Source organism: Shinella sp. GW821-FHT10F02, assembly GCF_058809275.1.
The window spans coordinates 243,989-259,868 of sequence record NZ_JBXASL010000005.1; the positions used below are offsets into that span (position 1 = coordinate 243,989).

At 58.1% G+C, this 15,880-nt stretch carries 14 protein-coding genes and 1 tRNA gene; 3 read left to right on the forward strand and 12 right to left on the reverse strand.

From position 1 onward, the window contains the following. Positions 1-2: 2 nt before the first annotated feature. The 3 genes from AC1RWL_RS17315 to AC1RWL_RS17325 form a co-directional block, all read right to left on the reverse strand. Positions 3-683 (reverse strand): LON peptidase substrate-binding domain-containing protein, encoded by a 681-nt coding sequence (locus AC1RWL_RS17315; protein ID WP_256119582.1) that lies wholly within the window; start codon positions 681-683, stop codon positions 3-5. 137 nt (positions 684-820) lie between these two features. After that, complete coding sequence (gene trxA / locus AC1RWL_RS17320; RefSeq protein WP_493095483.1) at positions 821-1,789, reverse strand: thioredoxin; 969 nt, start codon at positions 1,787-1,789, stop codon at positions 821-823. A 78-nt stretch (positions 1,790-1,867) separates the two neighbouring features. Further along, on the reverse strand, positions 1,868-2,377 hold the full coding sequence (locus AC1RWL_RS17325) for a prolyl-tRNA synthetase associated domain-containing protein (protein WP_319324740.1): 510 nt from the start codon (positions 2,375-2,377) through the stop codon (positions 1,868-1,870). Between the two features lie 217 nt (positions 2,378-2,594). Between AC1RWL_RS17325 and AC1RWL_RS17330 the strand changes: the two genes are divergently transcribed. Next, positions 2,595-2,669, forward strand: a tRNA-Gly gene (locus tag AC1RWL_RS17330). 175 nt (positions 2,670-2,844) lie between these two features. Here AC1RWL_RS17330 and AC1RWL_RS17335 read toward each other — a convergent pair. Next, a complete protein-coding gene (locus AC1RWL_RS17335) occupies positions 2,845-4,440 on the reverse strand; it encodes an AAA family ATPase (protein WP_493095482.1) in 1,596 nt (531 codons plus the stop codon). A 64-nt stretch (positions 4,441-4,504) separates the two neighbouring features. Beyond that, positions 4,505-4,828 (reverse strand): helix-turn-helix domain-containing protein, encoded by a 324-nt coding sequence (locus AC1RWL_RS17340; RefSeq protein ID WP_493095480.1) that lies wholly within the window; start codon positions 4,826-4,828, stop codon positions 4,505-4,507. A gap of 81 nt (positions 4,829-4,909) precedes the next feature. Here AC1RWL_RS17340 and AC1RWL_RS17345 point away from each other — a divergent pair, with 81 nt between their 5' ends. Next, positions 4,910-5,635 (forward strand): hypothetical protein, encoded by a 726-nt coding sequence (locus AC1RWL_RS17345; protein WP_493095479.1) that lies wholly within the window; start codon positions 4,910-4,912, stop codon positions 5,633-5,635. Between the two features lie 60 nt (positions 5,636-5,695). Continuing rightward, the gene (locus AC1RWL_RS17350; protein ID WP_493095478.1) at positions 5,696-6,250 is read left to right on the forward strand and encodes a hypothetical protein; all 555 of its coding nucleotides are present in this window, start codon (positions 5,696-5,698) and stop codon (positions 6,248-6,250) included. A 181-nt stretch (positions 6,251-6,431) separates the two neighbouring features. Here the strand turns inward: AC1RWL_RS17350 and AC1RWL_RS17355 are convergent, their stop codons facing one another. The 7 genes from AC1RWL_RS17355 to AC1RWL_RS17385 all read right to left on the reverse strand — a co-directional run bounded on the left by AC1RWL_RS17355 (position 6,432) and on the right by AC1RWL_RS17385 (position 15,854). Continuing rightward, entirely contained in the window at positions 6,432-6,620 is a 189-nt protein-coding gene (locus tag AC1RWL_RS17355) for a hypothetical protein (RefSeq protein WP_493095477.1), read from the reverse strand. A 145-nt stretch (positions 6,621-6,765) separates the two neighbouring features. Then, positions 6,766-8,037, reverse strand: coding sequence for a tyrosine-type recombinase/integrase (locus tag AC1RWL_RS17360; RefSeq protein WP_493095476.1), 1,272 nt, complete (start codon positions 8,035-8,037; stop codon positions 6,766-6,768). A gap of 345 nt (positions 8,038-8,382) precedes the next feature. After that, complete coding sequence (locus AC1RWL_RS17365) at positions 8,383-10,590, reverse strand: AICE element replication initiation protein (RefSeq protein WP_493095475.1); 2,208 nt, start codon at positions 10,588-10,590, stop codon at positions 8,383-8,385. A gap of 2 nt (positions 10,591-10,592) precedes the next feature. Then, the gene (locus tag AC1RWL_RS17370) at positions 10,593-10,808 is read right to left on the reverse strand and encodes a helix-turn-helix domain-containing protein (RefSeq protein ID WP_493095474.1); all 216 of its coding nucleotides are present in this window, start codon (positions 10,806-10,808) and stop codon (positions 10,593-10,595) included. 100 nt (positions 10,809-10,908) lie between these two features. Continuing rightward, positions 10,909-11,673 carry a hypothetical protein gene (locus AC1RWL_RS17375; protein WP_493095473.1) on the reverse strand — a complete coding sequence of 255 codons (765 nt, stop codon included), beginning with the start codon at positions 11,671-11,673 and terminating at the stop codon, positions 10,909-10,911. A gap of 483 nt (positions 11,674-12,156) precedes the next feature. After that, the gene (locus AC1RWL_RS17380; protein ID WP_493095472.1) at positions 12,157-12,699 is read right to left on the reverse strand and encodes a hypothetical protein; all 543 of its coding nucleotides are present in this window, start codon (positions 12,697-12,699) and stop codon (positions 12,157-12,159) included. Beyond that, positions 12,696-15,854, reverse strand: coding sequence for a P-loop NTPase (locus AC1RWL_RS17385; protein WP_493095471.1), 3,159 nt, complete (start codon positions 15,852-15,854; stop codon positions 12,696-12,698). Before AC1RWL_RS17385 ends, AC1RWL_RS17380 begins: the two co-directional genes overlap by 4 nt. Positions 15,855-15,880: the final 26 nt, after the last annotated feature.

Below are 15,880 nucleotides of genomic sequence, written 5' to 3' on the forward strand. Positions count from 1 at the left end.
CTCTATTGCAGCATCGTGTCGACGTCGCCGTATTCGCGCGCCAGCACGATCTCGGTGATGGCGATCAGGGTTTCCGCACGCGTCTTCAGGTCCGGTGCTTCCAGCAGCGCCTGCTTTTCCGCCGGGCCATAGGGTGACATCATCGCCATGGAATTGACCAGCGTGGTGTTGCTGGCGCGCTCCACGCTTTCCCAGTCGGCTTCCAGCTTGTTGGCGTCTAGATAGGCCTTGAAGGCGGCCAGCAGCGCATCGCGGTCGACGCTCTGTTCGTCGTCGCTTGCCGTCAGGTCGGTGATGAAGGGGGCGATGTGGAAGCTGCGGTAGGACTTGTCGTCGCGCCGCTCTTCCAGGAGTCGGTAGCGGCACACGCCGGTGAGCGAGACGATGTAGCGCCCGTCGCCCGTTTCGGCAAAGGAGGTGATGCGGCCGATGCAGCCGACCTGGCAGAGTGCCGGCGTCTCGCTTGAGGCATCGTCCACCTTGTCGGCGCCGAAGACCGGCTGCACCATGCCGATCAGCCGGTGCGAGGCGAGCGCGTCGTCGAACATGGAGAGATAGCGCGGCTCGAAGACATTGAGCGGCAGCTGCCCGCCGGGCAGCAGCAGGGCACCCGTCAACGGAAAGACGGGGATGGCTTCAGGCAGGTCCGCCGGCTTCAGATAACGCGCATTTCCCACATGCATGGCATTGCCTTCCCATTCCGCGGCCCATTCCGCAGCACGGCGAAACATCGCCCGCCCTTCGCCATGGCGCCTCCCCGCAATGTGGGGTAGGCACGGCGTTTCTCAAGGGACCCGTGCCATTCCGCGGCAAAAAAGCCTCAGGAAAACAGGATCGACGACAGCTTGCGCCGGGCGGCGATCGTTGCCGGATCTTTCGGCCCCCAGACCTCGAAGAATTGCAGCAGCTCGCGGCGCCCGCCATCGTCGTCGAAGGTGCGGTCGTGTTTCATGATGTAGAGCAGGTGATCGGCCGCCGCCTGGCGGTCGCCCTCGACATTGCGGATCTTGGCAAGCTTCAGCCGTGCCGCATGGTCGTCGGCGTTCAGCGCCAGCGCCTGTTCGAGCGCTGCCGGATCGCCGAGCTTGCGCGCCTCCTCGATCTGGTCGAGCTTCTTGAGGACCGCCGCGACGGCGGGATCGGCGGTGACCGCTTCCGGCGCATTGGCGAGGATCTGGCGGGCGTTTTCCGGCTGGCCGGCGGCGATCATGCATTCGGCGATGCCGGCCAACGCCAGCGGATTCTCCGGATCGGCCTGAAGCAGCGCGCCGTAGAGATCGGCCGCACCCGCAAGATCGCCCGCGTCGAACAGGGTTTTGGCTTCGGCGAGCAGCGCCTCGATCTCGGCCTTCTCGTCGGCGCCCGCGGGGCCGGCGACTTTGTCGATGAATTCGCGCACCTGGCTTTCCGGCACGGCGCCCATGAAGCCATCGACCGGCCGCCCGCCGACGAAGGCGATGACGGCGGGAATGGACTGGATGCCGAGCTGGCCGGGAATGGAGGGATGGTCGTCGATGTTGAGCTTGACGAGCTTCACCCGGCCCGCACTCTCGCGCACGACCTTTTCGATGATCGGCTGGAGCTGCTTGCATGGGCCACACCAGGGCGCCCAGAAATCGACGAGCACGGGCTGCTGGCGCGATGCCTCCAGCACGTCACGGGAGAAATTCGCCGTCGTCGTGTCCTTGACGCTGTCATCCGCCGCCGGTGCCGCGCCGCCGCCATAGCTCGCCGAAACGTTCATCTGCCCGCCATAGGACGATGCATAGGGGTTGTCGCTTGCACTCATGGTCTGCTCCTGTGGCGCGCGCGTCGCGCCTTCGATCCTCGTGTCCGGCCCGGAAAGTACCGCCCCTCAAATCGTATGTCAGGACGTGACTTTCAAGACAAGCGGCTCGTGTCCCGTCGCCTCGATGAAGCGCAGAAGATCCTTCGAACCGATCGAGGTCGTCGCGTCGTTGCGCAGCGGATGGCCGTTGATCGTATCATAGGCCATCAGGTCCGCGTCGATGATGATCTTCACCTGGCGTCCCGCATCGTTGATCACGCCGAAGGCGGTGACGGCGCCCGGGATGACGCCGAGATATTCCATCAGTTTCTCCGGCCTGCCGAAGGAAACGCGGCTCGACGCGCCGATGATCGTGTGCACCGTCTTCAGGTCGACCGTCGCATGTTCCTCGACGGTCATCAGGAAGTAGTTGTCCTTCTTGTCCTTCACGAAGAGGTTCTTTGTATGGCCGCCGGGGATCTCGTCGCGCAGCGCCACCGATTCGGCGACGGTGAAGACCGGCGCGTGCTCCTTGGTGCTGTGGGCGATGCCGAGCCCATCGAGAAACTGGAAAAGATCCTTGTCGGTCTTCGGCTGCGTGTCGGTCATTTGGCGCGTCCCGGCATGATTTGGTCCTGCCCGCTGATAGGACGTCCGCCGCCCGCGCGCAACCGCCTGAAAATCCGCGACTTTGAAAGTCATCGCGATTTTTTCTGCAAAAACTGACATTTCCCTGTTGCATTTGGAAAGGGCTTGAGCGATATAGCGCCCGTCGCCGCAACGCAGCGACCTTCGGCCACCGACTACCCCAGGCCGTCGACGATGAGCGGGTGTAGCTCAGGGGTAGAGCACAACCTTGCCAAGGTTGGGGTCGGGCGTTCGAATCGCCTCACCCGCTCCATTCTTCCAAGACGTCGCAAGCCTCGGTTCGCCGGGGCTTTTGTGCGTTTTGGCGCGGTTGAAGTCGCGCTGAACGGAAGCGACTCATGGAGGCACGGTTACCGTCGGGTTACAAGTTCATAAAAGCGAGACGAAATGACGTCGCTGCGCAAGCGCCGTTCGTGGCAATTCGCGCTCTAAGGACCAAAAATATCCAATTTGAGTTGCGCATAAACGGCCATCCCAGGCTTAATCAGCGGGGCAAGAGCATTGCGGACAAAAGCCATCTGGTCGTTACCCATTTGCCGTAAACCAAGAATTCGTTTGGTCTCGACATAGATAGAGCTTGCAGCTTTTTTAATGTCGTCTTGGGGATTGCCGCGCGCAACGCTGTCGGCAATGGCCTTCTGTTTGGCTGCCAAAACAGTAGGGAGGTCGCCAGACTTACCAACCGAATCGCACAAGGCAGCCAGAACCTCGTCGTCGTAGAGATAGACTTCTAAGTGCCTGCGGCTGAGCACCGTGATTCCATCTTTTTGGAGATTGATCACATCAACTGGGGCGTGGTCGTCGCGATCTATTAAGCGAGTTACCTTCATGCCCGATGCAATCTTCGGCAATGCGGTAGCAAGTCCGAAAAAGTCACCAGACACCTGATTGGCGCTACCAGCCGAGATAAACGTTACATCTGGGAACTCCTCGTCAAAGATTGTGGAGTAGACGCGTGCATCGTGCTCAGCATTCTTACCCGCAATTGGTCCCGCCGGATTACCCTCGCAGACCACCACTTCGCGCGGTGCGACAAGAGCGGTGAGATCATCCAGCGCAACATTCATCACCCCCTCCCAAAAGGCACGAGTAGGCTTGGATGGCGTGATGACGGTCGGCAGATCGAAGTCGTGTCCGCCGAAATCGAGGAAAGCCACAGAGTCCGGATCGGCGTCATAAAGTTCGCGCGCTTTTCTCATCATCCCAATCGAATGGGAAGCGATCCAAAGCTGAGAAGCACCTGGTAATAGCCCCACCAATTCTCCGAGGAGAGCGCCTTGAAGTTTGGTATTCATATGCGTTTCCGGCTCATCGACGCAGTAGATGGCATCGCCGTAGCTCCGGCGCTTCACAACGAAATCTAAGATGAGGTCGAACGCCGCCTTCTCTCCGCCTGAAAGGTTCTTGTAGTCGAAACCCCTTGAGGTCCCCTTATCGAATTGAAAAGTACCTTGATCGAGTGGGTTACCCACGCCGATGAAGGTGAGATCGGGGAACAAGCGCTTCAGTGGCTCCCTAACCTCACCGATTAGCTTTTCACGATAATCACCCATAGTGGTCTTGGCGTCCTCGTTGACAAAGACGTCTTCCATCGCTTGAGCCGCCAACCTACCGTAATTTGCACTGACTGTAGCGTCTGGCTCGATCATCCTATTCAAATTGATGTTGTCCAGAATCGCACCTTGGCGGGATAATGAACTCAACGAAAATTCATGATCATTCCGATAGGCGGAGCGAACATAGACTCCGCCGCGAACGAATTGGCTCCCTTTGTCGGTAGTGACCACAATCCGCTCATTGAGATCGCTTACCGCGTCATTGGGCCTATCATAGTATTTGCTGTCACCATTCCAACCGTACCCAGTATCTATGCGATAGCGCAGCAGGAAGGCATCGAACAAAGACGACTTTCCTGAGCCGTTCGGGCCTGCCAAAACCACGAGTTTAGCTGTTGTCGGAAGGCCTATAATCTGAAGGTCGGCAAATCGACGAAATTTTTTTAAGTGCGAAGAAATAACACGCAAAATAACGCCCCGAGAGTAATTTTTTGGTGAAGGTCAACTTATATTGGCAATCTTATAAATGCCTCTAAGCTCGCCGAGTTGCAAGCGCCTCGACCATAATCGCCACCCGCTCAATATCTTCGATAGGCAACGCAGCCAATGCGGCCACTGCTCTTTCAAGAGCCAATTCGTGCGGCGTCTTCCCTGGAATAGCACTGCTCAATAGTTCGTTAGGCGTTGTTGCCAACACGGACGCGATTTTCACGAGCGTCGCGAGGTCTGGCTCGCGCCGGCCGCTAACGTAGTTGCCGTATCGCCTTTCACTAAGGCCCGCGCGTCGTGCGACTTCAGCATTGGAAATACCGAGTTCCTCTGCGCGCTTTCTGAGGTTTGTCGCAAACAAATCCATACGAACGAAATGTTCATGACATGCACCACGGGTCTATGTACGTTATGGCGTCATTAGAAACGCCGAAACGTGGGGTAGCGCGTGAAGGACCAATACGTCGGGGACATCAACGATTATCGCAAGTATGCGCTGCTGCGCACGCTGTCGTCGGGCGGCGCAAACCGCATCGGCGTCTGCTGGATGCTAACACCGTCAGACGGTGGGATGGACGGCGGCAAGCTCGCCTACCTCCAGCAGCCCGAGCGTGATCGCCACGTCGATCCCGAGTTGTTCGACATTCTTGCGCATGCCGCGTCCGCACCGGAACGCCGCCGCTTGGCGACAATAGAGGATGAAGGTGCCATTCCAGGCGCGCTCTACCACAATGACCTGCTGCCTGACGAACTTGCCGCCCGCCACGCTTTCATGGGCCGTTGCGCCTACGCCTTCCGCGAAGTTGACCTGATCTTTTTCGATCCGGATAATGGTCTGGAGGTGGCGAAGCCGAAGGGTCGCAAGGACTCGTCCAAATATCTCTACCTCGACGAGGTGGCTGCGTTCTACGCTTCCGGCCAATCCCTGCTCATCTACCAGCACTTTCCAAGGGTCGAGCGGACGGCGTTCTTGGCCCGTTGCGCCGAGCGGCTGCGCGCCGTGGCACCCGGCGCGTCGTTGTGGGCATTCACGACCGCCCATGTGGTCTTCCTCCTGCTGCTACACCCCGCCAGCCCTGCCCGCCTGCATTCCGCCGCAGACGCCGCCTGCTCTCGATGGGCACCGGAGTTCATATCCGGACGCTTCCTAGGTATCGAACCGCAGACCCCATAATTGACGGCGCTTTTCGACCATGTTTTTTGGAAAGTTTTTCGTTTCAATAGGATAGCTCGAATGAAGAAGACTGCACTCGTTCTCGTCGCTGTACTGCTCCCGCTCGTTGCTGGCTGCGCTCAGGTGGAGACCAAGACCAGTTTGATGACGCCGGCCGGGAACCAAATCCGCTCCGCCGGCGCCGGCGACGTGGTCATGTCGTTCCAGTCCCGCAAGGCGCTGCCTAACGTCGTTGGCGGTGCCGATATCTTCGGCCGCACCACGAATGCAGGCGGCACGACGGTTCGCTTCGTCGGCACGAATGGCTCTCGCGCCGTATTCGAAAGGACCGACGTGACCGTTGAAAGCAACGCAACGACGATGAGCGAGAGCCCGATGATCATTCCGCATTCCACGACGACCACCGTGCAAGGCACAGTCGGCCGGACCGACGTGTACGGAACGGCACGTTCGACCTCCTACCAGTACATCCCGCCGCGCGGCTCGTCGCAATACGCGACGGCGCAGCGGCCCATCGCGATCACGCTCGGAAACGGCCAAAGTGTTACGATCCAGGGCAGGACGCTGCGCGTCGTCAGCGTCTCGGCGAATGCCCTCAAATACGTGGTGGAATAGTCGGCTATGTAGCGCGGCGGTTGCCTAAGTATGGTGGTCGCCGCGTATACGCGTACAGGCCGTCCGAACTTGGCGGTATCTCCTGGGTCCCCCGGACACAGCCCTAATCGACCGCATGGGGGGAGGGTTTGAACCAAAGCCCCGGAAACGTCACGGCCAAAGCTGGCCCAATATATAAGGGTCAAGCGGCGAGAACGTCGTCCGCTGCTTCCGTGTCCACAATGACGAAATCGATGGACTGGCAGACACCGAAAGCCCCGATCGAGCGTGCGATGTCTTCCGGCTCGACGTGCGTCAACGCCGCCGCTTCAGCCAACGTCATAATCCGGCTTTCACCCGTCGCGTTGTCGATGACCAGAAGGTAGTCCATGCACAGTCTCCCGCTTTGGGAAAATTGAAGCACAGCGAAAGCCTCGGCACAATTTATCGCGTAATTACAGTCATATACAGAACGGCCTCCGGCAGCAGCGCCACCGGAGGCCGTGGTCGTGAGCTAACGGCGAGGCCCGAGGGCGTCAGGCCGGCCCGCCGTGCTGTACGCCAACCCGCTGCGGCACGTAGGCGCGTTCTAGGGCGGCCACGGCAGCAGCGCCGCCGCGTACAGCCTGCGTGTAGTGCCCGAGCGTCACCGTCGGATTGGCATGGCCGGCGATCTGCGCGACCAAACCGACCTCGATGCCCTGGGCCTGGAGCGTCGAGATAAACGAATGCCGGGCGCTGTGCGGCGTGACATACGGAAGGCGCAGCTTCTTGAAGGCCGGTGCCCAGTAACGTTTGCGGTAGTTCTGGTAGAGCAATGGACCGCCGCCGCCGATGCGCAGTTTCGGCCATTCCTGAAGGCGACCGGGGCCGGGGAAGACGCGGTGAAGCTCCTTACCCTTTCGTGGGCAGCGAAGACGCCATTCCAGCAACATCTCGCGCAGCGTCGTGCCCATGGGAATGTCGCGCACGCCCGCTGCCGTTTTAGCCGTCTCAGTGAGCGTGCCGTCACGTTCCTGGATGCGGCGAATGCGGATGATGTTCTTGTCGAAGTCCACTTCGCTCCAAAGCAGGCCAAGCTGCTCGGACGGGCGCGTGCCCGCGAGGAACGGGAAGGCGTAGTAGATTCCGTGTTCGGCGTCCATCTTGGCGGCGGTAATGAGCTTGGCGATGTCCTCCGGCGTCAGGATTGCCTTCTTCGGCTTGTGGCGAGCCCGCGTGAGGCCGGTCGGCATGGACGGCGCGCGAATGCCGAAGTCCTCTTCCGCGAGAGCCAGGATGGACTTGAGGTGCGACTTTGCCCGGTTGGCAGTGTAGTTGCCGCATTGCTCGACAATGGTTCGGTGCCAGACGCGGATACCAGCCGTGGTGAGGTCGGTGAGCTTGATGTCGCCCAAGAGCTTGATGAAGCGAGCGCCCTTCGGCGCAACGCCGCTCTCGGTGTAGTCGGCACGTTCCTGCCGCGTGCCGATTAGCAGAGGGCCACGGATCGCACCGTTCGCCACGACCTTATAGCCCTTCAGCGTAGAAGCCTTGACCTGCCCTTCCTTGTTGGCAAGCCAATGGTCGAGGGCCTTGGCAACAGTCGGGGCCGTCCGCTCACCGACGTACGATCCTTCGGCGAATTTACGCAGAAGTTCGTTGCGGCTCGCCTCCGCGTCCTTTTTGCGATCAAACGCGCGGCGAATACGCTTGCCGGACTTGGGGTCGCGCCAGTTAACATACCATTGCGGATAGGCGGCCATGGTGCCGTTCGTCAGCTTACGGCGGCGCGTGGTGGAGGTAACGGAGATGTTGATGTCAGTCATGTTCCTGCTCGTTGAGGCAAAAAATCTCAATAAAATCATGGCGAAGTGACCGACACAAGTAATCGCGGAGGCAGCACAAGAGGTGCTTACGACAGGCTAGGCGATGACCGAGAAGGTGACCTTGCTATGTGTTGGGAGGGCGAGGCCCCGACGAGACGGGGCCTCTGAATGGTGCGGATTCCCCGGTCATCCGGGTTGAAATCGCGGTCGTAAGAGTGACGGTGTGGCGCTGGTGACGGTGGCCGGCAGGTAGCGTGGCCTGGGCGGGTAGGAAGGGGAGTCCCCTACCTACTGCTGCTCAGCGCGACGGCCGTTGAGGATCATCACCGCCGTCACACCGTCACGCTAGAAGGCTTGCAGATAGCCACCGTCGTGCGATACGCGAATTTTCATGCCTTTACGGTCCTTGCCAAGATACTCGACGTGGACACCGACCTTTGCCATGGCCGGACGCATCCGCTTAAGCTGGTTCGAAAGATGAGATGCTGTCTTTGGCAAAGCATGCTCGGGGATCATCTCCCGAAAGGTCTTGAACTCCGAAAAGAGTTCAATCGCATAGCCTTCGAAGGGGCCGCTACGGCAGACGAGGCGGAGCATCGCTACGAGCGGGTCTTCGTTGACTTTCTCAATCACAAAGTCGTCCTGCGCCTTTCCGATTGCGTCGATGAGGCTATCGCCCTCCAGTTTCAGCGCCGGCTCGGCCGCCTTGATCCATTTTGCGGCGTCTGCCATTCGAAGGTGGCGCGGCGGCTCCACCGTAGCGAAATTCGCCAAGGCCATGGCTATCGCATCGTAAAGGGCACCAAGGATGCCAGGAAGCAGCCCCTCAAACTCGGCAAGCAGTTCCGCTTCCGTCCTCCTACCGCCTTCGGGCATCGGCGTGAGGCGGATCGGAATCGCCCGTTCCATGAGGTCAGGGCGATTGGCATAGCCGGAGATGCCGTTGATGATAAACGGACGCGTGTAGCTCATCACATGAATTTCGCCGTCGCTATAGAGCTTGCGAACGGCAATGCCGCCTCCCGTCGCGACCGTGCAGAGAGCATCCGACATCTCTGCCTTCATACCGGAGGCGTTGTCGAAAGACAGCAGCCGGTATTCCTTGGCCTGGATCATGAGGTCCTGCGGCTTGTCGGGCAGACGAAGGCGCATCGCCTTATTCGGATCGATGATGCGCTTCACTATCTCGCAGAACACGCTCTTGCCGGAACCCTGTTCGCCTTCCACGAGGAGAATGAAGTAGGGACCTTGCGGCTTAAGCGCATTGATCAGGAAGGCGACCAAGAGGCGGAAGTTGTGTTCATCGAGGCTGAGGAAGTCCTTCAGCTTGGCAAGGCTGCCGCCTTTCTCAGGAATGGGCAAGGTGTCAAAGCCCGCACCGCGCACGAACTTCAGACGGCTGCCGATCTCGACAGACCAGCCTGCGTTGTCGATTTCAACAACCCGACCGTCTGCCGCCCCGATGTCGATAATGACGTTTTTGCCATCACCGGCCACTCGGGCGAACACTGGATAACGCAAGCCGTCGAAGAGCGCCTTCGTTTCAAGGGTGGCTGCTGCCTCCATCAGCGGCGTCGAATTCACCGCCTTCTCCATCACAACATAGGCCTTATAACGCAGCCACTGTTTGAAGGCATCCGACTTGACGCGGTACACAATGGCCGACCCAGTGTGGGGCAGCGTTGCAAATGCGGTCCCATCGCCATCGTTGAACAGTTCGATGCCCGCGTTGACTGCCAGCGAGACGAGCGCGTGGGTGAGCGTCGGCGCGTCTTCATCGCTTGCGTCGCCAAAGCCCTTTGTACGGGCCGAAGCGATCCAACCCGGTAGTTCATCGAGCGAATTGCCCTTATAATCTTCCGGCAGAAGGCCGACAAAAATCTCAGAAATCTCCTCATCGGTTGCGCCGGCGCGAACCAGCGCCGCAACGAGGGCGACACCAGCGTCATGCGTAGCCTCACCGAAAATCAAGGTGATGGCATGCTCGGAGCCAAGCGTGACCTTTATGAGCTTGATCTGGTGCTCTGTGATCTCCGGAAGCTCTGCGAAGTCAACATCGAGTAGCGGCTTGCCATAGACTTCATAGGGATTGCCGGTGTCCGGATGGATGGACGGCGGCATGATCGTGACCTTGCCTGCGGCGAGGACGTCTATGTTGCCAAGGCCGGCAGCGCCCTTGATGATAGTGGACTTCACCGCTTTCGCGGCGCGGGTGAAGATGGTCGCTCCCTTCTTTCCCTTTTTGCCGGAAAGAACGGCACGACGCTGTTCACGCTTGAGGCCCAACACCCGGAGGACGAGATGCAGCAGGCGATCATCATCGACATCCAGGCCAACGAAGATATTGCCTGCGCCAACATCGAAGCCGGTCAGCAGAGCAATATTCTTGTCATAATACTGGTCCTGCCACTGCTTACGCTTCTCATCTTGGGGGATTGCGGCAAGCTGGCCCTGCCAGCCCTTGAGAATCGGCGCTTTACCTTCGGCCGGAGTAGCGGGCAGATTGCGAGCCCAGAATTTGCCTGCCTCGTCGCGGAAGATGGAGTCAGCCATGTTCAGCCTCCAATCTTGGCAGCATTAATCGCTGCGGCGACTTCGGAGAGGCGAACAAGCTTACGCCCATTGAAGGGCGCATAGGCGGGGATAGTGCCGGCTTTGATTGCACGGCGAAGAGCCCACACATGGACACCGAGGATTTCGGCAGCCTTCTGGATAGTGAGCATGGGTTCGATATCGACCTGATAGCTCAGATCGTTAAGGTGTGTTTTCATAACGATGTTTTCCCTGAAAATAGTAGGACTTGGGTGAAACATCGGTGGCCACCGACCAGGAAATATTGGCTGGCGGCGATATGAAAATCTTCCCCCGGACCTAAGGGTCCGGAAATTCGAGAGTTACTGGCGGAATCCCTTCCGTGCCCTGAGTGACGAGTTCCCGCATGCGCTTTACGGAAAAATTGTGCTCCCGGTAGGCTTCTTTCAGGGTGAGATAATTGTCGGCGTGAGCATCCTCTATGTTGAGGAAATGCTCAAACCATTTCACATCACGATACTGGCCCGCATCGACATCACCATCCACAATTGCATTTATGAGCTTTGTTATGGCCTGCTCGGCTTCTCGCCGTCTCCCGCGCTGATATTTACTTAGGAAATAGTGCGCAAACCAACGCTGATGGTCTTCGCTAATTTGCACCTTCGCCTGCCCACCGGCATGGGCTGAGCGCCGATGACCAATCGAGGTCTTCGAGTGATAAACAAACTCAAGCAGGCCGCAAGCTGCACGAAAACGACCCCAATGGTCCAGAAACTCAGGGGAGAGTTCCCGTTTCGCAATTTGTTCACGGACTATCGGAGCCAATCTTCGAGCTATTTCAAACTGCCCCATTAATCGGTCCTGATCCAACGCATCGATGTACGGCAAGATCAGCCAGGAGCGTACACCGTCCCACCTAGGCGTCGTAGAAGCCCATTTGTCGTCACCAGTCTTGCCGGGGATTTCTTCGCCAACGGCCTGATCTAGTGTTTCGAATTTCATATCCAAAAGGATGACGAGAGAATCGAATACCATCTCGATCCGTGTCCAATACCCTTCGGCAGAAATTGCTTTAAGATGAGCGGGCCTGTCTGCATGTGTCATACCCCTACCCCTCCTGCTAGCACCGCTGCGGCAAAAGCTAACGTGCCGTCACCAGCGTCACTGCCGTCACGGAGGTGACGCTGTGCCGGCGGTGACGGCGCTCGTCGTACACCGAGTCGGTGCTGCTCAGGGAGGGGGAGGGGCTGATGCGGGGTAGTCGCGCCTGCGCGTAGCCGCGCTACCATGAAAGACTGGGGCATGGGCGTTCGTGAGGCATGGCGGGCACCGAGGCATGGTGGGTACTGAGGCATAGAAACAATTGGCAGATATGGGGCATCAACCGCTGGTCCGCTTCCGGGGTACGACGTCGAGAACGCGGCAGTTTTGCGTAAATGGCGGCCTTACGGCGAACTTGATTAACTTTTACGTCAAGTTCATTCAAATCATCGCAACAGCCCCATAACCCGGCACCTCAACATTACTCGACAGCAAGCAGAACTGCCATGCGGCGACGAACGTGTTTGGTCTCTTCAGGAAGCTGGCTCAACTTTGCTCGTATTGCCGTTGGGACGGTGGTAGCGTGTCAATCGATCTGATGCCCCTAATAGTGGCCGATAGCTCAAAAGTGAGTTTCATCACCGAAGCTTCGAAACTCTCTGTAGCATCTTCTCCCGCACGGAACTGGGAGAGCTCACGGACACGGCTCTTCACAGTCTGGCTCTCGAAACTGACGTTAGTCTCGTGCGCGAAGTCGTTTCGAATGCGTCGAATGATGCCGAGCTCCTTGAATTCCTGGTCTGAAATCAGGTTCAACGCATGTGCCGCGGCGATTTTACCGGAGAAGGTGGCGAGCGGAGCATTCCCTTCCGACAACAGGGCTGTCTGCCCCGCGCCGGGCCTCAGGAAGGCCTTCATGAGGTCGAGCAACAATCGATCCAACTCCGCCGCCGCCACAAGCACCATTCCTCTAGGAGACTCTGTCAAGATTTGGGAAAGGATCGCGTACTCACCCTGCAACTCTGGGTGCTCTTTAAGAAACGCCTCGAGGTCAGCGACATCGACACCATGTTCCGTCTGGTCGATCATGCTATCGCCACCGCTTTCGCAACTGGTCCCATCAAAGAGAAATGGATATTGAACTTCACGCGGGTTTGCTCCGCAGGGATCGGCCCTTCGGCATCGGTGAACTCTTGCGACGTGAAGCATTCGGTACCGTCGAGATCGGTCCTGATGAAGCCTATGTCGCCGCGGTTACGCATCACTTGCCCATAGAACAGGCGCTCGGTTCCATCAGAATTAAGGATGGGAGCACGTAAACCCGCGCGTTGGCTGTATGGAATGGACAAATTCTTTAGCGTCTCGAAAATAAGCTTCGCCTCCGGCCACTTCCCAGCGAGGCAAAGGTGGCGCGCATACCAGAACCTGGCCTCGTATTGCTTGTCGCCAGGCACGAAGGCCCGTTGGAAATGGTAGAGGATTGAGTCGCATTGAGCCGTATCTGCGTCCGGTGCCGTTTCCCGCAGCGTCTGACCCAAATCGAAGTGGAGAACTTGGCTTCCTTGATTGAGACTGAGCGATTCCCGCAACACACCGACGGCGTCGTCGACACGGCTCTTTGCCCTTAGTATGCGTGACAACCGCTTGGCGATTAGTTCGCTGCGAGGATTCGTTTTGAATGCCTTTTGCAATGCTGTCAGCGCCTTGTCCGCGTTCTTCAAAAGGGCGGACAGCGCCGCGTCTTCAGTTAAAAGCCGATCATCATTCGGAAAGCTTTGAAGGCCCAAACGCAGGGTGTCCTCGGCGAGTTTAATGGCCGCGCTCAATGCCTGCTGGGTCAACTCGTCATCAGTTTTCTCAGCTTTCTCCAGAGCATCTTTTACGCGGGACACCGCGACCTTCGCGAGCGTATGGACTGGATACGATGTCTTGCTCTTAGCGGTAAGGGCCGAGGCCTGCTTTTCAGCCTGCTTCCGCCACGCCTCGCGCTCTTGATCGTCCTTCGCGATCGAGGCGCGCTTGAACGCCAACTCGGCCAGCGAGTGTTTTACCGCGCCCGATGTAGAATACATGCCGAGCGCCTTATTGAGGTAGCCTTCGGCACGATCAAGCCCGGCCGTGTCTCCGGCTAGGCGCATCTCGTAAATGCCGCGCTGATGGTAGATGCCCCAATCGTCGCCGACCGTCTCCAAAGCAAGTCTGTAAATATCATCACCCTGCGTCCGGTCCCTGAAAATCTCGGCGAGCTTGTTCGCTCGGATCAACTCGAACAGGACCTCCTTATCGTACGAATAGGAGGGGTTGAGGCGGCTGATAATGCGGATCAGGTTATCGTATTTGTCCCTAACGGTCGGAAGGCCTGCGGTATAAACGAATTCGGCGATCAGCGGGTGGCGTGCGCGATAAGTCCAGTCCTTAGTTTTCCTGTCTGACGACAGGCTAATAACCTCCTCCAGTGGCATAAAGAAGCGCTGGTTAAACTCCTCAAAATCGATTCCGTGCACACGAGATATCAAACCGGCACGTACCGGGGGGCCAAAACGATGAAGGGAGCAGATGTCAAGATAGAGAAGCTTGGCCTCCATGGGCTGGATGCTTTCGAACTCGTCGGCGATGATTTCACGGAATGTCGCATTCTCCGTCGCCTCATGCAGAGCGACAAGAAGCTGCCGGCCATACTCGTCAGCCAGTTTTTCCTGACGCTTTTCTTGAGTCAGGCTTGCTAGATGTCCAAGGCAACCGTGTTTCTCCAGCAGGTCGAGAAGGTCGGAAATCTCCCGAGCGCTCAGGTATCGAAGATCATGAACCTCCTGGACAAGAGACTCGAGCTCCTCGCATCGCATGTTCCATTCATGGACACGGGCGGTTCCGATAACGACTAAAGGCCACTTCTGACGCTTGGCGTGTCGGAAGAAATCGGCAGTGTGGTTGGGTTGCTCCGTTAGGTCGTCAATGAAAACGAACATTGGCACATTGGTTAGCGAGGCCATCTCGTCAAACATGACCTTGTCGAGGTCGATACCGCTCCGCACCCAGAATACGAGTTTATCATGCTTGGTCGCGGCATCCCACGCAATGCGTCGAAGGGTGACGCTTTTGCCTCCGCCCGCATGCCCTTTGAGGACAATCATCTGCTGCCCGGACTTTGCCGTGGTAGTCAGGACGTGCTCGTCAAGGATGTCGCGTGCTATGCGGCGCGAGACGTCGAGCTCGTGCGCCACCCCTTCCCATCCCAAATCGAACCCCTTGTAGAATTTGGCCGGATCGGCCGTCCCTGTCGAGAGACTGGATGAGACGAGCTCGCAACGAGACTCGAGGTATTTGAGTAGGGTGGCACTTTCCGTGGAATTGGCCTTAGATATGAATCTTGTGAACCTCCCCTGGGAGATGGTCGCCACCAATTGGCCAAGCGTACGCGACGTCGCCTTGATCTCTGAATCGGCAGCATTGAGGAAGGTGGCGAAGTTGGCGTTGATCGTCTTCACCCGCCTCTCGAGCCAATAGTCCTCCTCGACTTTTGTGATGCCGGGCCGCACCAGATAGTGGCGAGCATGATTGTCGCCGTCCTTTCGAATTTCTTCAAACAACGTGCGGAGGTTGAAGTCCCCCATTCCATATCCAGCGAAAATGATGGTCTTGGTCTTGGCCCATTCGAGAAATTGGGCGAATTGTCCCGCACGGCCAGCCTTGTGGTTGATGATTTGCTCGGTGCTTGCAATGAGTGGAGGCTTTACGTCCTGGTAATGCGTAATGCAACCATGGAGCTTCACGTAGAGGACGCCATTGATCCCGAGCTTCTCTGCCGCACCGTCCCCGTCGCTGCAGTTGACAATAAGATCCTGCAGACGGTCGTTCACGGACCGATAGGCTGTCTCGATTACGAGATCGTAATTCGTGGTCGCGATGCCCGCCCAAATGAATGTCGGTATCAGCCGATGGAAATCAGCGGGCTCGAAACTCAACAGCTCCTCGTGGATAAAGGTCTGTAGTGCTCGGACGCTCTGCGCGGACGCGGCAAAGTCGCAAATCGTCTTGAAGTCCGCGTCATCGAATCCGGGGCCGAGAAATTTCTCCGCAATCCTGGCTCCCAATTCCTTCGCCGTCGGTATCTTCTTCCCGTCTGCTCTCGTTGCGCCCAACGACGCACCGGCACCTAAAAAGAGCACCACGCGGCCCTCGCGGATTGCCGAAAGCAAAGCCGTTTCTGTCGAAAGTAATCCACCAACAGCCAATGCTTGGTTCATGAGGCCCCCCGCTCCACGCCATGACC